Source organism: Arthrobacter sp. YA7-1 (genome assembly GCF_025960325.1).
In the GTDB taxonomy this organism is placed as follows: Bacteria; Actinomycetota; Actinomycetes; order Actinomycetales; family Micrococcaceae; genus Arthrobacter; species Arthrobacter bambusae_A.
The window spans coordinates 425715-443643 of the sequence record NZ_CP110114.1 but is presented as its reverse complement, the minus strand read 5'-3'; the positions used below and the strand labels follow the sequence as shown (position 1 = coordinate 443643).

Genomic DNA, 17929 nt, shown 5'->3' with positions numbered 1-17929 from the left:
GCTCACATATGGCGCCCTTCCCCCAAACCCTCGCTCACCCAAGCTGGGGAACATGTCCACCTTGTGGTTACGTGAGCGAGGGTGCGGCCAAACAGCCACATAGCTGAGCGGGCGTGCGGCCAAACACCCACATACGTGAGCGGGCGTCGGGCGCCCCGGGCCGCGGCGGCGAAACAATGGCGCGTTCAACAATGCCGACGGGACCGGGCGTATATGCTCGGTTTTGCCGGCCCAAAGACCGCGGGCGGTGTTCGGTCTCGCGAAAAGGAACCACATGGCCCACGCTGAAAACGAAGTCTCGATCAACCGCCCCGCAAACGACGTCTACGCCTTCCTGGCGGACGGGCTGAACAACAAGCTGTGGCGTCCGGGTGTGAAGACTGTCGCCCTCGCAAGCGGAGAAGCAGGCAACAAGGGTGCTGTTTACTCCCAGACGATGGCAGGCCCCGGTGGCCGCACGATCGCCGGCGACTATGAGGTCATCGCGGCCCAGCCGGGCAAGCGACTCGATTTCCAGGTCATTGCCGGCCCGGCCCGCCCAACGGGGTCCTTCACCCTGAACGAGAACGACGGCGGCACGACCGTACGCTTTGCCTTGGACCTCCAGCCCAAGGGCTTCATGAAGCTCATGGGTTCGATGATCACCAAGACCATGGAGTCGGAAGTCGGCCAGCTCGCGCAGCTGAAGTCCGTGCTTGAGGCGCAGTCCGCCTGACGCCACCCGCGAAAGCCCGCCCGCGAAAGTCCGCGCGCTTCCCTTACTCTCCCGAAGCCCCGAACACGCTCCGGAATACCTCCGTCGTCTCTGCGCCGAACAACACAAATTCGACGAGTTCCAGCTCGCTGGAGCTTACGGCGTCGAACGCTACAGTGGCGACTTCGCGCGGGTCCCAGCCGTAGACCCCTGCGCTGATTGCGGGAAACGCGACGGAACCCGCCCCGAGGGAGGCCGCCACTTTCAGGCTTTCGCGGAAACAAGAAGCGAGCAGTTCCGGATCGTTCTGGCCCGCGTGCCGGTTGGGGCCAACGGTGTGGATCACCCACCGTGCAGGCAATTTGAACCCGGGGGTGGCCACAGCCTGGCCCACTGGCAGTCCGTGCGGATACCCCTCCCGCACCTCCATGCACGCTGCCAGGAGCTGTCTGCCAGCCGCGCGATGGATGGCACCGTCCACTCCGCCGCCGCCCATCAACGACGAGTTGGCGGCGTTGACGATCGCGTCGACGTCGCGCGTGGTGATGTCACCTTGCAGGATTTCGAGCCGCATGGCGCTAGTCTTGCACGGCGCTCCGGCGGACGCACCAAAGTGGGGTAATTTGTGGCCATGGACATCACCACCGCTGAAGGCTGGGGGGCAGCGATCTATGTCTGGATCATCCCCATGGTGGTGGGCAACGCGATCTTGCCGCCCATACCGTCCGGGATGCTGGTGATCACCGGTGGGGCTCTGGCCGCGGAGGGCCGCGTCAACCCGTGGCTCTTGGGTTTGTTGGCCGCCGGCGCGTCGTGGCTGGGCGACATCCTCGTTTTCCAGCTCTTCAAGCGCCGTCTGGGACATGTCCTGGACCGCTGGTCTTGGGGCCGCAAAGTCCACCGGGGCATCCATCAGGCCATCGCCAAGGCCGGCCGCTCCTCCACTTATGGCGGGATTATCGGCGGCCGGTTCATTTTGGGAGGCCGGCTTGCGGCATCGGCGGCTGCGGGAATTGCCGACGTTTCCTCGCGCGGGTTCAGTCTCTGCGCTGGCTTGGGCGGGCTGTTGTGGGCCGCGTGGCAGATAGAACTGGGCTATTTGGCCGGTTCGACGACGAAGCTTCCCTTCTGGGCGAGCTCACTGATCGGCGTCGGCGTGGGGCTGCTGATCGGCATCGTGGTTGGCGTGCTCGTCACCCGTCGCCGAGGCGACCGCTCGCCAGTGGACGAGCCGGGCGAGCCGCCGCACCTTTAGGCGCGTCCCGCCGTCGGGCTCAAACCGGCGACCATTTCCCCCGCTGGCGGCGCAGCACGTAAAGGTTCCCTGTGAGTGCTACGCGCTCGACGGCGTCACGCATCATGGCTGCCGACGCGCGGGCCTCGCTGTTCTCACCTAAGTAGTCGCGCGGCTCCACCAGGAAGCGGAGGCTGATCTGGGCGACGCCGCCAACAATGTCCAGATGCTTGGATTCCACGTGGTGCCGGGTTTCCAAGGCCTCGAGCGCAGCGGCCATGACCGATTCCGGCGGATTGCCCGGCTTGAGCCCGGTGATCTTCAACTTGGTCTGGAACGACGGCATCCCTCAACCCTAAACGCTCGCTCACAAACAAGCCCTCCCGGCCCGACGCCCGCTCACATGAGTGAGCGAGGGTTTCCAAAAGCACCCACATAAGTGAGCGAGCGTCGGAAGGGAAGCGAAAGTTGTCAAGCTGTGTGGAGTCACTGGGCTGGTTTTTGGGGTGTTTTGGTCTGGGGGAGGTTGATCCCGGCGTGTGTGGCGGGGGCCGGTGTGCTGGGTCGTTGGCGGAATCTTCCCGGGTGTAGTTCGTAGTAGTCCTGGTGGACTTTGTCTCGCTTGTTCCAGAGTTCTTTCCACGAGCCGTCGTGGACTTGTGATGGTGTGAACAGCGCGATGCCGGAGTGTTTGTGATCGGTGCTGTACCAATGCACGTAGCCGGTGAGGTACTCCCTGGCAGCCTTGAGATCGTCAAAGGTCCGGGGGTAGCCGGGCCGGTATTTCATCGTTCGAAACCCTGACTCCGAGAAGGGATTGTCGTTGGAGACGTACGGGCGGTTATGGCTGAGTTCCACGCCGTGGGCGGTGAGGGTCTCACGGAGCAGGTTTGATCTCATGGCCGGGCCTGAATCGGCATGCACGGTGTCCGGGGCGCCGTGCCGGGCGATGGCCGTCTTGAACATGTCCGCGGCGAGGTGGTCGGACTCGCGTTCCTCCACCCGCCAGCCGACGATCTGCCGGGAGAAGATGTCCATGATGGAGTACACCTTGAAAACCTTCCCCTGCCACTTGGAATAGACGTCGGTGATGTCCCAGGACCAGACCTGGCAGGGTCCGGAGGCCTTGAGCACCGGCTTCTCAAGAGAACCACGCGTGCCCCCACGCTTGCGCGGGATGGTTGGGCGGGCCTGCTGGTCCTCGTACTCTGCCGCGATCCGCCACCAGGTGCGGTTGGAGGCGAGCAGCACGCCGTTGTCCCAGGCCGTGGCGAAGGAATGGTCAACGGAGTTGCCCTTCTCCCAGCCGGCCAGGATGAGCCCCAGGATCCGGTCCTGATGTGCGGTGCTGATCCGGGATTCGTAGGCCCGGTCGCTCTGGTGGATCGGGTCCTGCACCGCAGGACGGGGATTGAACCGGTAATGCCAGGTCCCGCGCGACACGCCCGCAAGCACGAGCGCTGTCCGCTGGGAGCCGGTGATCACATGCAGCGCCAAGACCAGACTGTTCTCGGCCGCTATGAATCCTTCTGAGCGCTCGTCGGGGTTGTATCGGGCTCGGGCACGCTCAACTCGTGCAAGAGCCCGATAGCTTTTCCCAGCGCGGAATTCGTATCCTCCAGCTCCTGCACCCGCTTCTGGAGTTTTTCGACTTCGGCACGGTGGGCAGCCATTTCCTTCGCGCGTGCTTTTTCAAACGCGGAGAGCTCACGATTCGTTGGGACCATGCCTCCATGCTCCCGCGGAATCAGGCCACGGTCGATATCGCCCTGGACCATCATCTTGCGCCACCTGCGGAACGTCCATTCCGAAACCGACGTCGAGGCCAGCCACACCTTCCTCGTCCCGTGCGGCTGCAAATAGTACTCATGCATGAACTCACGGATCTCTTCACGCGTAAAACCCTTGCTATCAACGGCCATCGCCGGCTCCTTCAATCAACAGGTAATGAATGACTCACAACCAGCTTGACGATGAGGGAAGGAACCCGCTATCCCGTGTTGCGGAGGCCTGCGGCCACGCCGTTGACGGTGATCAGCATGGCCCGCTGGAGGCGTTCGTCGATCTCGGCGCCGGAAATGGAGGCTTCGCGGACGCGGCGCAACAACTCCACCTGCAGGTAGCTGATGGGGTCGAGGTATTGGTCGCGGATTTCGAGGGAACGCTTGAGGGTCGGCTGGGCTTCCAGGAGCTCGGTTTCCCCGCTCAGGAGTTCCACTTCGGCAACCGTGAGATCGTACTCAGTGCGGATGGCCTTGAACAGGTGGTGCAGCTCTTCCGGAACCAGCGAAGACACATAGTGCCCGGCGATGTCCATGTCCGTTTTTGCCAAGGTCATCTCGACGTTGGAAATCACGGACTGGAAGAAGTGCCAGCGCTTCATCATCTCGGCCAACTCGGCGGTGTTGCCTGCCTCGCGGGCGGCCTTCAAGCCTGAGCCCACGCCGAACCAACCCGGGACGATCTGCCGCGACTGGGTCCAACCGAAGACCCACGGGATGGCACGCAACCCGCCGAGTCCTGCACCGGAATCGGGCCGCTTGGAGGGACGCGAGCCGATGTTCAGGGATCCGAGCTGCTCCACCGGTGTCGAGGCAAGGAAGTACGCCGGCAGGTCCGGATCGTCGATCAACGAGCGGTATTGGGCAAACGCGGCGTCGGAAATGATCTCCATGACCTGGCCATAGCGTTCGCGCTCGTCGTCGGAGGTACGCGGGTCGCGGTGCAGCGCGGAGCCCTGCATCACGGCGGCCAGGGAGAGCTCCAGATTTTCGCGGGCAAGCTCCGGCAGGGAGTACTTGTCCGAGATGACTTCGCCTTGCTCGGTGAACTTGATGGCGCCTTCGAGCACGCCGTTCGGCTGGGCCATGATGGCGTCGTAGGTTGGCCCGCCGCCACGGCCCACGGAGCCGCCGCGGCCATGGAACAACCTGACGTTAACGCCGTGCTTGGCGGCGACGTCGCGCAGCTTGCGCTGCGTCTTGTGGATCTCCCACTGGCTGGTCATGACGCCGGATTCCTTGTTGGAGTCCGAGTAGCCCAGCATGATCTCCTGGACATCCCCGCGCAGCCTTACCAGGGAACGGTACGACGGGTCGGAGAGCAGCAGGTCCACGATTTCGGCCGAGGCACGCAGTTCCTCGACGGTCTCCAGGAGCGGAGCGAAGCCGATCTTTGCATACGGAGCCGCGCCGAACAGGTCGATCAGTCCGGCTTCCCGGGCCAGCACCGCGGCGGCCAGGACGTCGTCCGCGCCGCGGGTCATGGAGATGATGTAGGTTTCGACGACGTCGGGCCCGTACGTCTGGAGCGCGTGGCGGATGCTGCGGAAGACATCGTAGGTGCGGTCGCCGTCGCCGTCGAGCTTGATGGGGTGGCCGGAGAGCGGGCGGCGCGAAGCCAGCTCCGCGCTCAGCCGCTCGAAGCGTTCGGCGCGGCTCAACTCGCCATAGGGGGTCCCGACGCCGATCCGGTCCATCAACTGCCCGACGGCGTCGTGGTGGTAGTCGGCATGTTCACGGATGTCGAGGGTCGCCAAGTGCAACCCGAAGGAAGCGATCGCGCGGCGGACCCGGGCCAGCGCGCCGTCGGCCACGAGAACGGCCGAGTGCTTGCGCAGCGAGGCTTCCAGCAGTTCCAGCTCGGCGAGAAGTTCCGAGGTGGAGGCGTAGTCACGGCCGGGCTCGTGATGGGTGGATGCGGACACGCGGCGGCCCGTGTTGATGAGCTTGGCCTTGATGCAGGTCAGTTTGAGGCGGTAGGGCTCCTGCGCGTTCAGCTCCAGGATGCGCTTGTCGAGGCCGGGCAGGTTCTTGAGGTCGACGGCGATCGAGACCAGGAGGTCCTCTTCCGCGTCCACCAGGGCTGTGGAGTTGGAGAGGACGGAAATCAGTTCGTCGATCATTGAGATGCTGATCCGCACGGCATGCTGGTTCTGCAGCTGCAGGACCTCCCGTGTGACGGAGGCGGTCACGTTGGGGTTGCCGTCCCGGTCTCCGCCGATCCAGGAACCGAAGCGGATGGGAGCGTTATGCGCGGGCAGCACGACGCCGTGCTCGCCCAGCAGTTCGGAAAGGTCCGTGAGCATCTCCGGCATGGCATCGGTCAGGATGCTGCTCAGGTAATAGATGGCGTTGCGGGCCTCGTCCACGGGAGTGGGGCGGACTTGGCGCAGTTCGTCGGTCTGCCACATCTGGTCGATGATCTCGGCGAGCTGACGGTCCTGTCGACGGCGAGCGGCCGTGCCCTCAAGGGTGGATTCTGCCAGGACGTCGGAGAGCTTGCGGATCTTGTCCAACACCGAACGGCGGGAGGCTTCGGTGGGGTGCGCGGTAAAAATGGGACGAACGTCCAGCTCGTTGACGACATCTTGCAGGGCTTTGGTTCCGGCTTCGTCGGCGATCTCGGCCACGGCTTTGGCCAACCAGCCGTCCTTTTCCTGGCGGGTGCGCAGTCCGCGGACGCGGTGCACTTGCTCGGCGGCGTTGGCGAGGTGGAAATAGAAGGCGAAGGCGCGGACCAGCTCAGTGGCTTCCTCAAGGGGCAACGAGGCGAGCAGCTCCCGGACCTGGGCGACGACGTCGTGCGCGCTCCACGGACCTGTAGCGTCGGCGCCGCCGCGGGCGGCTTCCTTGGATTCCTTGGTGAGCAGGCGCACCTGCTCGACGAGCTGAAGCAACTCGGGCCCGTGCTGGCGGACCAGCGACTCTCCGAGAAGCGTAGAGACGCGGCGGACATCGGCCCGCAATTCCGCGGCAAGGTCGGTGCTGAGATGTGCAGTGTCAACCATGAAAAATACCTTCTGGCGTTGGGTGTGGCCCGTACACTGCGCTGGATACTGTGAGCCGGATTACTGATATTTCCAAAGGAATCCTACCCGCAGCCCATACACGGCCGGCAATCCGTCTCAAATGTTGTCGCGCCGCCTGCTCCGGCTGCCGCGCCGCCCAACTGACTCGCAGTTGTTGTCGTTATCAGCCCTCAGAACGACATCTACTGCGAGTCAGTTGGGTTCCGGGAATGGCGGCGACGGGTGCATGGTTAAGCCAACGAACACCGCCCTAGCCGTCGGAGGAACCATGAGCGCAACAGCCCCCGCAAGCAACGCCCAGCTGGAACGTTGGCAGCGTTTCCGCAACGGCCGCAACGCCGCCCTCGCAGAGGACCACGGCTGGCTCACCCTTACGTCCTTCCAGTGGCTCGAATCGGCACCCGCCGCCGTCGAGCTCGTCCCGGGGCTCTGGTCAACGGACGGCACGACGGCGACACTCACCGCGAGCGCGGCGGACGGACTCACGCTCGTGGAAACGGGAGCTCCCGTGGACGGCACGATTTCGGCTACCCTCCAGGACGAGGAATCGCTCATGTGGGTGCAGTTCGGCGGCGCGGATGGCACAGAGGTGGTGGTCGAGCTGGCCATGCGCGCGGACAAGTACGCCATCCGCACCCGGGACAACTCCTCGCCGGTGTTGACGGAGTTCGACGCCGTTCCGACCTATGAGTACAACCCGGACTGGGTGCTTGAAGGCCGCTTCGACGAATACCCCGAACCGGTGGATGTTCCGATCGGGACAGCCAACCCCTTGGTGGACGGGGTGCACCGATCCGTAGGCGAGGTGGTTTTCCGGGCGCCGGGCCTGCCCCACGAGATCCGCCTGCACGCCGAGGCAGAGAAGCTCGGAGCCCTCACCGTCACTTTCCACGACGAAACGAACGGCAACACCACGGACGAATGGCGCAAGCTGGCCGTTTCACGTCCCCGGCACGATGGCTCAGTGGTGCTGGACTTCAACCGCGCCATCAACTACCCCAGCGCCTTCACCCCGTACGGGACGTGCCCTATGCCCGTGGCGGGAAATTCGATCGACGTGGCGGTCGAGGCCGGGGAAAAGCTGCCGGCAGGCCGGATCGTCTAAAACCAAGGGCGTTACATCTCCCTATACGGCAGGGTACACTCTTCTTGGAAAGCGCTTACCAAGCGCTCCTGGAACGACACCGACGTCAGCAACCCCGCCCCCGGGGATAGATGAGGAGAGCCATGGGCACCCTGTCCACGCCCGCCCCGGCAGAACGCAAACAGCCCGGCCATGAAGCGAGCCGGGTAGCCCTTGTAGGGGTCCACGGCTTCGGCGCGCACCACCTGCAGAACCTCGAAAGGCTCCAGGCCAACGGCGTCGTGCGCCTTGTTGCCGTAGCGGATCCGAATCCGCCCACCCCCGGTGCCCTCCCGCCCGGAACTGCTGTATACAGCAACCTGGACGAACTCCTGGCCGGAACCCCCGCACTGGACCTGGTCATTGTGGCCACACCCATCCAGACGCATGCGCAGCTCGCCCTCACAACGCTCCCCCACGCAGACCTTTACCTCGAGAAGCCTCCAGTCGCTTCCCTCGCCGACTTCAATCGTTTGCAGGAAGCCGCCAGCGCGGCCGGCAGGAGCGTCCAGGTCGGCTTCCAGAGCCTCGGATCCCGGGCCCTGCCAGCCATTGAGGAACTGCTTGCGGCGGGAGAAATCGGCACGCTTCTAGGCATCTCGGCCACCGGGCGTTGGGTGCGCGACCGCGCCTATTACAAACGCTCCCGCTGGGCGGGCAAACGCAGCCTGGACGGCGTCGACGTCGTCGACGGGGTAGCAACCAACCCGCTGGCACACGCGATCGCCACCGCGCTGAGGATCGCGGGGGCGCGGACGGTTGGCGATCTGGCCTCTGTGGAAACAGACCTGTACCGCGCCAATGACATCGAATCCGACGACACCTCCGTGATCCGGATCCGCACCGTCGCGGGCCTCCCCATCACGTGTGCGCTCACCCTATGCGCCGCCGAGTCCGTGGAACCGTACATCACTTTGCAGGGCAGCGAGGGCACGGCGGTGTTCCACTACACCGAAGACCGCCTCACGGTCAGCTCTGCCGCCGGGAAACGCGAAACGGCATACAGCCGGGTGGACCTCACCGAGGACTTGCTGGAGCATCGTCACCGGCTGCGCTCCGTGCAGGGCCCTGCAACCGGCGCGCCGCTGATCAGTCCTCTCGCGGACAGCGGCGCCTTCATGCAGGTCGTGGAGGCCATCCGCACCGCAGAATCTCCTGCACTGATCCCCGGGCACTACGTCACGTGGGAGGGCGAAGGCGACGCCGCCCGTGCCGTGATCAACGGAATCGAAGACGCCCTGGAACGCTCGACGGCGGCGCATGCCACCTTCAGTGAACTCGGCTTGCCGTGGGCGCGGCCAGCCGTCGACGCCGGAAGGCCGGTTTTGAGCCTGCCCGACGGCGGTCTGCCGGGCGACGGCGGCCTGCCGGGCGACGCTGCGATTGAAACCCACCACGCCGGTGTCGTCTTGGCAACCCTGCAGAGCGGCGCAGGCCTTGCCGCTCGGCTCTCCCCGAGGCCCTATCTGCACCCGGTCCGAACCCTCGCCGGAGTCACCATAACCGACCACCTCCCGGCGGACCACCCCTGGCACCTCGGCGCGGGATTCGCGTTGCAGGACGTGAACGGCAGCAATTTCTGGGGCGGCAAGACGTACACGCACGCTGCCGGCCGTTACGAAGAACGGCAAGACCACGGCCGCATCATCGAACGGTCCGCACTGTCCGGGGCAGGCCTGCTGGAGCAGGAACTGAGCTGGCAGGCACCGGACGGTACTGAGCTGCTCCGGGAACGCCGCACCTCACGCTCCCTGCTGGTTGACCGCCGCACGTGGCAACTCGAGCTACGAACGGAACTGACCGCCGTGGTCGACTCCTCGCTGGGCGGTCCCGGCTCCAACGGCGCCCTCGGAAGCGGCTACGGCGGCTTCTTCTGGCGCTTGCCTGCGTGCACCGGGGCAGAGGTCTTCACGCTGGAAGGTCGCGGTGAACCCGCAGTCCACGGCTCGGCGTCGCCGTGGCTGGCCTGGGCCGCGGACTTCCCCGAAGGCACCGCCACTCTGGTGTTCGCCGCCCCGGCTGAGGCGCAGGATCCCTGGTTCGTCCGGCTGGCGGACTACCCCGCAGTGGGTTCGGCCCTCGCCTGGGACCGGCCGGTGGAGCTTGCCGCAGGCGACTCCTTGGTCCGCACCTTCACCGTGTGGATCGTCGACGCCAAGCTGTCTCCGGCCGACGTCGCCGACCTGGCGGCCAGCCGGTCCTCCGCCGCAGGATAGGCACGCAGAAAGGCGGGGCACGGTTCAGTTCAAACGGTGCCCCGCCTTTCTTGTGTTCGGTGCCTAGGCGTAGGGCAGCACGAGTTCCGCGTAGCGCTGCTTCATGGTTTCCAGGACCGAGTCGCCGTCGGCGTCCCAGATGTCCTGGTTGAAGATTTCCACTTCGATGTCGCCTGTGTAGCCGGCGTCGCGCACCCAGGTGCCGATCGTCGCGAAGTCGATCACGCCGTCGCCCATCATGCCGCGGGAGAGCAGGGCGTCAGCGGCGATGGGGAGGTTGAAATCGCACACCTGGTACGAGGCGATCCGGTTTTCCCGGCCAGCCCGCTGGATCTGCTGCTTCAGTTCCGGATCCCACCAAACGTGGAAGGTGTCGACGGCGACGCCGACGGCCCTTGCGTCGTACGGTGCGGCGAGGTCGAGTGCCTGGCCAAGCGTGGAAATGAGCGCCCGGTCTGCCGCGTACATCGGGTGCAAGGGTTCGAGCACCAGGCGGACGCCGTGCTCGACGGCGAAGGGCACCAGGTCCTCGAGGCGGTCGGCCACGCGCTGGCGGGCTGCGACGACGTCCTTCTCCCCGGGCGCGAGGCCCCCGACCACCAGGAAGAGCTCCTGTGTATCCAGCGCCACGGCTTCCAGGATGGCCGCCCGGTTGTCCGCCAGCGCGGCCGCCTGTCCTTCGGCGTCGGCCGCCGTGAGGAACCCGCCCCGGCAGAGGGACGAGACACGAAGTCCGGCGTCCTTGATCAGTTTGGCGGCCTTGTCCAGGCCCGCATCGGCGACGATGTCCCGCCACGGCCCGATCGCCGGAATTCCGGCCCGGACACAACCGTCCACTGCCTGGGCCAGCGTCCATTTCTTGGTGGTGGCAGTGTTCAGTGACAACCGCGAAAAGTCCGACAATCGGGAAAAGTCGCTCATGCGCCCACTCCATTGATCCGAAGGTAATCGGACATCCGAAAGGCGGCCAGCGCGGGATCGCGCAGGAGCCCGGCCTGGTCGGCGAGTTCGAACATGCGTGCCAGGTGGACCACGGAGCGGCCGGAATGCAGTCCGCCGACCATCTGGAATCCGGCCTGCTTTCCGTTGAGCCACGACATGAAGGCAATCCCGGTCTTGTAGTAGAACGTCGGCGCGCTGAAGATGTGCTTGCCAAGTTCGCGGGTGGAGTCCAGGATGGCCCGCGCATCCGCAGCGTCGCCGGCGTCGTACTTCTGCAACGCCACCGAGGCTGCCGGGTAGATCGCGGCGAAGATGCCCAGCAGTGCGTCCGAGTGGCGGGCGCCGTCGCCGTCGATCAGTTCGGGGTAGTTGAAATCGTCTCCGGTGTAGAGGCGGACGCCGTCCGGCAGGGCTGCGCGCAGCGCAACTTCATGCGAAGCGTCGAGCAGCGAGACCTTCACTCCGTCCACTTTGTCCGCGTGGGCGCGGATGAGGCCAAGGAAGGTTTCGGTCGCTTCGGCAACGTCGCCCGAGCCCCAGTAGCCAGCCAATGCGGGGTCGAACATCGTCCCGAGCCAGTGCAAGATGACGGGCTGGTCCACTTCGCTCAGAAGCGTGGAGTAGACGTGCAGGTAGTCCTCCGGGCTGGTTGCCACTTTGGCCAGTGCCCGGGACGCCATGATGATGACCATCGGTCCGGCTTCACTCACGACGGCGATCTGCTCACGGTACGCGTCCAGCACGGCTTTGATGCCGGCGGGACCCTCGGGAACAGAGCCGAGGTCCAGCTGGTCGGTTCCGGCACCGCAGGACACGAGGTCCTGAACGGTCTTGCCGGCGGTGGCGGCGTTGCCGGACGCCACCACCGAGGCCGCTTCGACGCCGGTTCGCTTGATGAGCTGCTGCGTCGCGGCCCAATCCAGGCCCATGCCGCGCTGGGCGGTATCCATGGCATCGGCAACACCCAGGCCGTAGGACCACAGCTCGTGCCGGTACGCCATCGTGGCGTCCCAGTCCAAGTGCGCCGGGGCGCCCGGGGTGTTATCGGCCGTCGCTTCCGGAATCACGTGCGCGGCGGCGTAGGCGCGCCTGGACGTCAGCGCCGCCGTCGGCCTGGCCCACGACGTGGCCGGCTGCAACTTGTAGAGGCGGGTCCCGCCGTCGGGGATTGGGAGGAGAAGGGTAGTCATCAGAGCACAATCTCCGGGATATCGATGGTGCGGCGCTCGTCGTTGGACTGCAGGCCGAGCTCGGCGAGCTGCACGCCGCGGGCTGCGGAAAGGAGGCCGAAGCGGTGCTCGCTGCCGGCCACCACGTCGCGCAGGAATTCTTCCCACTGCAGCTTGAAGCCGTTGTCCAGATCGGCGTTGGCGGGGACTTCCTGCCACTGGCTGCGGAAGGACTCCGTGACGGGCAGGTCCGGGTTCCAGACGGGCTTGGGCGTGTGGGCGCGCTGCTGCGCAACGCACTTGTTCAAGCCCGCGACGGCGGAACCGTGCGTGCCGTCGATCTGGAACTCCACGAGTTCGTCGCGGTAGACGCGGACGGCCCAGGAGGAATTGATCTGGCCGATGACTTCGTCCCCGCGCGGGGTCTCGAGCTCGAAGATGCCGTAGGAAGCGTCGTCGGCCGTGGCCTTGTATTCCTTGCCTTGTTCGTCCCAGCGGGCCGGGATGTGGGTGGCGGTCTTGGCGTTGACGCTCTTGACCTTGCCGATGATGCCTTCCAGGACGTAGTTCCAGTGGCAGAACATGTCCGTTGTCATCCCGCCGCCGTCTTCCTTGCGGTAGTTCCAGGACGGGCGCTGCGCTGCCTGGACGTCGCCTTCGAACACCCAGTAGCCGAACTCGCCGCGGATGGAGAGGATACGGCCGAAGAAGCCTTCGTCCACCAAGCGGCGCAGCTTGACCAGGCCCGGCAGGTAGAGCTTGTCGTGCACAACGCCCGCCGTCACGCCGGCTTCCTTGCCGATCCGGGCCAGTTCGATGGCTTCTTCCAGCGTCTCCGCGGTCGGCTTTTCAGTGAAAATGTGTTTCCCGGCGCGCATTGCCTTCTTCAGCGTCGCCGCGCGGAGGCTGGTCATCGAAGCATCGAAAACGACGTCCACCGTGGGGTCGTTGATGACTGCGTCGAGATCGGTGGACCACTCGGAGACTTTGTGGAGTTCGGCGAGTTCGCGGATTTTCGCTTCGTTGCGGCCCACCAGGATCGGTTCAACCTGGACGCGGGTGCCGTCGGCCAACGTGAAGCCCCCGGCGTCCCGGATGGGGAGGATGGAACGCAGCAGGTGCTGGCGGTAGCCCATCCGGCCGGTGATGCCGTTCATGGCGATGCGGATCGTCTTTGTTTCGTAGCCCATGAGTCCTTCTTCGGGTGGAAAGTTATGAGGTGGGAAAGCGCATTCCCAATGCATTCATGATGACACGCTACTCCGGGTCTGGCAATCGCTTTCCCAAGGCTGGTTCGGACTGTAATAATCGGATGTTGCTGAAGTGCCCGAGACTGAGGCTTTGAAGAGGAGTTGCCCGTGACTGCAAGCACGCTGTCCGAAGTGGCCAAACTGGCCGGCGTCTCCCCCGCCACGGCCTCCCGGGTTCTCAATGGCTCCGCCAGGACGCCCGCACCGGAGATCGCCGAGCGCGTCCGGCAGGCGGCCGACACCCTCGGCTACATCGCGAATGCCCAGGCCCAGGGGCTGGCAAAGGCGCGCTCCGGGTTGATCGGGCTGATTGTGCACGACATCGCCGACCCCTACTTCTCGGCCATAGCGCAAGGCGTCCAAGCCGCGGCGCGGCAAGAGCGCCGGATGGTGCTCCTCGCCACAACCAACGGCACACCCGCCGAGGAGAAGGAAGCTGTCGCCGCCTTCGCTGCACGGCGGGCCGAGTCGATCGTCATCGCAGGATCGCGCTCAACACGTTCCGAGGACGCCCGCGCGAACACCGACCTAGCCGCCGAATTGGACCGCTACTGCCGCAACGGCGGGCGCGTGGGCGTCGTAGGGCAGGCGATTCTGGGCATCGCCGAAACGGACAGCTACCGCACCATCGCTGTCCCTAACGAGCAACTTGCGCGGGATCTGGCGCGGGAATTGGCGCGTACCCACAAAGGGCCGTTCGTCATTGTGGCCGGGCCGGACGGGCTGACCACTTCGGATGAGCGCGTCATGGGATTCCAACGAGGCTTGTCCGACGCCGGCCAGCCCGCCGCGGATATTGTGCACGTCGCGTTCAACCGGAACGGCGGTTTCGACGCCGGCATTGAACTGGCCTGGCGGATCAAGGCGTCCGACCGATCGGCGCCGGATCAACGCTTGTGCATTTTCGGCACGAACGATGTCATGGCTATCGGCGTGGCCGCCGCGTTGAGGGACCAGGGGCTCAGGGTCCCCCACGACGCAAGTCTCGCTGGGTTCGACGACATCGAATGGCTCCGGGACTTCCGGCCAGCGCTCTCCACCGTGAGCCTGCCGCTGGAAGAAATCGGACGGCTTGCAACTATGGCGACCCTTTCCAACGACAACGGCGGCGCGGCCGCCGTCGTCGGGAGCGTCACCCTCCGCAGGAGCACGGGTTCGCCCTAGCTCCCTGGGTTCAGGGCGGCTCCACCGATGACCCGATCACGCCAGGCCGAGAGTCCGCCATTGTGACCGGCGCAACAAATTAGCCTTGACAGCGGGGCCGCGCGGGTGTCTCATGGAAAGCGCTTACCAGTTGGGAAAGCGCATACCAAGCGGAAATTCAGATCGATTCTTGCGATGGCGCCGCCCTCCTGCTGGAAACCAGACCCAAAGACGGGAACGCCCTTCCAGTGCCCAAAACGACTTGTCCAAAGGAGGACAATATGAAGATCGACGCGAGCAGGCAGCGAAGTTCAACCGGACCGCGACCGTCCAGCACTACGAGGAAAGCGGCAGCCAGCGGCTGGATCGGCAGCGCCCTTGAGTACTACGACTGGTTCATCTACGCGCAGGCTGCTGCGCTCGTCTTCCCGGGCGTCTTCTTCCCCGCGGGAAACCCGACCGTCGCACTGATCGCTTCGCTCGGCACATACGCCGTGGGCTATGTGGCTCGCCCGATTGGTGCCTTCGTCCTCGGACAATGGGGCGACAAGCACGGCCGGAAGAACGTCCTGGTCCTCGCTATGTTGATGATGGGCGCGTCGACCTTCGCCGTCGCTTTGTTGCCGACTTATGGCCAGGTCGGGCTTCTGGCACCCGTCCTCCTGGTTGCCGTCCGGCTCATCCAGGGCTTCGCGGTGGCCGGCGAGCTGAGCGGCGCCAGCGCCATGATCGTGGAGCACGCTCCCTTCGGTCGTCGGGGCTTCTACGCAAGCTTCGCGCTCCAAGGCACCCAGGCCGGACAGATCATTGCCGCGGCCGTCTTCCTCCCGCTCTCCGCCGTACTCTCCAATGAAGCGTTCAAATCCTGGGGCTGGCGCATTCCCTTCCTCCTCAGCGCCCTCGTGGTGTTCGCCGGGTACATGATCCGCCGCCGGGTCGAAGAAACACCTATCTTTACTGAGGAAAAGGCGCACCAGGGGATCCCGAAGATGCCGATCGTCCGCGTTCTGCGGGAAAGCGGTCTGGACGTGGTCCGGGCAGTCTGCATGACCTTGGTCAACGTCGTCGGCGTCACCGTCGCAGTCTTCGGTGCGGCGTACGCCACCCAGCCGGGTTATGGCGTCGGGATGAGCACTACTGTCTACCTCTGGATCCCGGTCCTGGCCAACGTCGTCGCACTCGCCCTTATCCCCTTGTTCGGAGATCTGTCGGATCGGTTCGGCCGCCGGCCGTTGATGATCTTCGGCTCGTTGAGCTCGGGCGTGCTGGCCTACGCCTACCTGTACGCGGTGAGCCAGAACAACGTAGTGCTCACGATCGTCCTCTCGATCATCATGTGGGGCACGCTGTACCAAGTCTGGAATGCAACCTTCGCCAGCTTCTTCCAAGAACTCTTCCCTGCCCACACCCGCGTCACGGGATTCGCCATCTCGCAGAACATCGGCCTCGTCATCACAGCGTTCCTGCCGAGCATCTTCGCGGCAATCGCCCCGCCCGGTTCCTCGAATGTTCCCCTCGTTATCGGGTCCATCTGCTTCGGAATCTGTATCATCGGCGCCGTAGCCGCCTGGTCGGCCCGTGAAACCTACCGTATCCCGCTCAATCAGCTGGGCACGGCGAACGCGACGCCGGTTGCCCGCGAGGAGTACCGCCAGCTCCGGAGCAGCGCCCGGTAACCCAAGCGATTTGCGGCGAATCGCCGCCCTTGAATGAAACGATTCACAGAAGAGGAGAGAATCCACATGCGCGCCTGCTTCCGTTCCTCGGTCAAACCCAGCCAGATTCCCGAATATCGACGCCGGCACGCGGCCGTGTGGCCGGAGATGCTCCGTGAACTCAAGGCGGCCGGCTGGAACAATTATTCGTTGTTCCTGGCCGACGACGGGCTGCTGGTGGGATACGTGGAGTGCGACAATTTCGACGCTGCACGTGCCCGAATGGCCTTAACCGAGGTGAATGCCCGTTGGCAGGCGGAAATGGCGCTCCTCTTCGAAGACGACGCACGGTCGCCGGACCAAGGCTTCGTCCAACTCATGGAAATATTCAATCTGGAGGACCAATTGTCCGGGGGTAAGGCGAAAGCCGTCAAACGATCGCGGAAACCCCCGTCACGGCCCGGCCCACGATGAGCGAGTTGATCTCGAACGATCCTTCATAGGTGTAGATCGCCTCGGCATCGGCAAAGATCTTGGCCATCCGGTAATCGGTCACGATGCCGTTCCCGCCCAGGATGGACCGGCCCATCGCCACGGTTTCGCGCATGCGGGCACTGCAGTACGCCTTGGCCAGGGCCACTTGGGCCATTTGGGCTCCGCCGTGCCGCACTCCCTTGCTGTCCGTGTAGATATCCTCCTGCAGCTGGGCGATCCGCACCATCATCCCCATGCTGGCCACGGCATTTCCGAGCATGTCCACCAATTGCTGCTGGATGAGCTGGAACTTCGCCAGCGGGCGGCCGAACTGCTGGCGGTCAAGCGCATACTGGCGGGCGACGTCGAATGCCGCCAACTGCTGTCCCACGGCCTGCCAGGCCACCATGAGCCGTGATCCGCGCAGCAGGTGGTTGATGTCCGTGAAGCTGTTGATTCCGGAAAAACGGTCCGCCTCGGCAACCCGGACGTCTTTGAGGACGATGTCAGCGTTTTGCACCGTGCGCAGGGCGATCTTGTTCTCGATCTTGGTGCGGGTCACGCCGGGGAGCGTGCCGTCCACGATGAAACCGCGAATAGCGCCGTCGGCTTCGTCCCGGGCCCAGACCAGCATGTGGTCGCAGAACGTCCCGTTGCCGATCCATCGTTTGGCGCCGTTCAGCACCCAGTAGTCGCCGTCGTCGTCGGCTCCCCCGGCGACCCGGCGGGCCACTGTCTGCAGGCCGCCGGCCACGTCGGAACCGTGGTCCGGTTCCGTGAGCGCAAACGCTCCGGTGGTCCGCAGATTGGAGGCGTCGTCGAGGTAGCGGTCCTGCTGGTCCTTGGAGCCGAACTCGTACAGCGCCTCGATGAAGAGGTCATGGTGGACCATGAAGAACGTGGCAATGGACGTATCCACGCGGGTCATTTCCGCGATCACGAGACCTGCGAACAGGTTGCTGTAGCCGCGGTGCGTGGGGGTGCTCAGGCGAAGGGCCGCGAGTTTGGGGAGGATGTGGGCCGGGAACTCGGCCTTGTCCCACCAGTCCTTGGCATAGGGCGCGATTTCCGTGGCCAGGAATTCCCGGAGCTCATTGAGCTTGCGCTGTTCCTGCACGCTGAGGAGCGATTCGAAATCGAAAAAATCCGCCCCGGGCAGCTCGGGAGGGGAACCATTGGAACCCTTGGAACCGGCCGCGTGTTCGACGGCCGCCGCCAG

General features: G+C 65.0%; 16 protein-coding genes. 7 read left to right on the top strand and 9 right to left on the bottom strand.

Features of this window, described 5'->3' with window-relative positions; genetic code table 11:
• Positions 1-274: 274 nt before the first annotated feature.
• Positions 275-715 carry an SRPBCC family protein gene (locus tag OIT41_RS02175; RefSeq protein ID WP_241709628.1) on the top strand — a complete coding sequence of 147 codons (441 nt, stop codon included), beginning with the start codon at positions 275-277 and terminating at the stop codon, positions 713-715.
• Between the two features lie 43 nt (positions 716-758).
• Here the strand turns inward: OIT41_RS02175 and OIT41_RS02170 are convergent, their stop codons facing one another.
• Positions 759-1268, bottom strand: a complete 510-nt coding sequence (locus OIT41_RS02170; protein ID WP_241709627.1) for an O-acetyl-ADP-ribose deacetylase — start codon at positions 1266-1268, stop codon at positions 759-761.
• Between the two features lie 57 nt (positions 1269-1325).
• Between OIT41_RS02170 and OIT41_RS02165 the strand changes: the two genes are divergently transcribed.
• Complete coding sequence (locus tag OIT41_RS02165) at positions 1326-1949, top strand: DedA family protein (protein WP_241709626.1); 624 nt, start codon at positions 1326-1328, stop codon at positions 1947-1949.
• Positions 1950-1968: 19 nt separating this feature from the next.
• Here the strand turns inward: OIT41_RS02165 and OIT41_RS02160 are convergent, their stop codons facing one another.
• The 4 genes from OIT41_RS02160 to ppc form a co-directional block, all read right to left on the bottom strand.
• A complete protein-coding gene (locus OIT41_RS02160) occupies positions 1969-2274 on the bottom strand; it encodes a hypothetical protein (protein WP_241709625.1) in 306 nt (101 codons plus the stop codon).
• A gap of 140 nt (positions 2275-2414) precedes the next feature.
• Complete coding sequence (locus OIT41_RS02155; protein ID WP_241711093.1) at positions 2415-3425, bottom strand: DDE-type integrase/transposase/recombinase; 1011 nt, start codon at positions 3423-3425, stop codon at positions 2415-2417.
• 20 nt (positions 3426-3445) lie between these two features.
• Positions 3446-3850: a hypothetical protein gene (locus tag OIT41_RS02150; protein WP_264637180.1), complete on the bottom strand. Its 405-nt coding sequence runs from the start codon at positions 3848-3850 to the stop codon at positions 3446-3448.
• Between the two features lie 68 nt (positions 3851-3918).
• Positions 3919-6717 carry a phosphoenolpyruvate carboxylase gene (gene ppc, locus OIT41_RS02145; protein WP_241710683.1) on the bottom strand — a complete coding sequence of 933 codons (2799 nt, stop codon included), beginning with the start codon at positions 6715-6717 and terminating at the stop codon, positions 3919-3921.
• A 289-nt stretch (positions 6718-7006) separates the two neighbouring features.
• Between ppc and OIT41_RS02140 the strand changes: the two genes are divergently transcribed.
• Complete coding sequence (locus OIT41_RS02140; RefSeq protein ID WP_264637317.1) at positions 7007-7843, top strand: DUF1684 domain-containing protein; 837 nt, start codon at positions 7007-7009, stop codon at positions 7841-7843.
• 122 nt (positions 7844-7965) lie between these two features.
• Positions 7966-10077: a DUF6807 family protein gene (locus tag OIT41_RS02135; protein WP_264637316.1), complete on the top strand. Its 2112-nt coding sequence runs from the start codon at positions 7966-7968 to the stop codon at positions 10075-10077.
• A 63-nt stretch (positions 10078-10140) separates the two neighbouring features.
• Here OIT41_RS02135 and OIT41_RS02130 read toward each other — a convergent pair whose 3' ends face one another.
• Genes OIT41_RS02130 through OIT41_RS02120 form a run of 3 tightly spaced genes read right to left on the bottom strand, consistent with a single transcriptional unit; the run spans position 10141 to position 13378 of the window.
• Positions 10141-10980 carry a sugar phosphate isomerase/epimerase family protein gene (locus tag OIT41_RS02130; protein ID WP_264637916.1) on the bottom strand — a complete coding sequence of 280 codons (840 nt, stop codon included), beginning with the start codon at positions 10978-10980 and terminating at the stop codon, positions 10141-10143.
• Between the two features lie 14 nt (positions 10981-10994).
• A complete protein-coding gene (locus OIT41_RS02125) occupies positions 10995-12209 on the bottom strand; it encodes a dihydrodipicolinate synthase family protein (protein WP_264637315.1) in 1215 nt (404 codons plus the stop codon).
• Entirely contained in the window at positions 12209-13378 is a 1170-nt protein-coding gene (locus tag OIT41_RS02120) for a Gfo/Idh/MocA family protein (protein ID WP_264637314.1), read from the bottom strand. Before OIT41_RS02120 ends, OIT41_RS02125 begins: the two co-directional genes overlap by 1 nt.
• Positions 13379-13546: 168 nt before the next feature.
• On the opposite strand from OIT41_RS02120, the gene OIT41_RS02115 reads away from it, so the two are divergent.
• From OIT41_RS02115 to OIT41_RS02105, 3 genes are all read left to right on the top strand, one after another.
• Complete coding sequence (locus OIT41_RS02115) at positions 13547-14602, top strand: LacI family DNA-binding transcriptional regulator (protein ID WP_264637313.1); 1056 nt, start codon at positions 13547-13549, stop codon at positions 14600-14602.
• A gap of 260 nt (positions 14603-14862) precedes the next feature.
• Complete coding sequence (locus tag OIT41_RS02110) at positions 14863-16257, top strand: MFS transporter (protein WP_264637312.1); 1395 nt, start codon at positions 14863-14865, stop codon at positions 16255-16257.
• 66 nt (positions 16258-16323) lie between these two features.
• Positions 16324-16710: an L-rhamnose mutarotase gene (locus OIT41_RS02105; protein ID WP_241710699.1), complete on the top strand. Its 387-nt coding sequence runs from the start codon at positions 16324-16326 to the stop codon at positions 16708-16710.
• On the opposite strand, the gene OIT41_RS02100 is transcribed toward OIT41_RS02105, so the two are convergent.
• Positions 16667-17929, bottom strand: coding sequence for an acyl-CoA dehydrogenase family protein (locus OIT41_RS02100; protein WP_264637915.1), 1263 nt, complete (start codon positions 17927-17929; stop codon positions 16667-16669). The genes OIT41_RS02105 and OIT41_RS02100 overlap by 44 nt on opposite strands.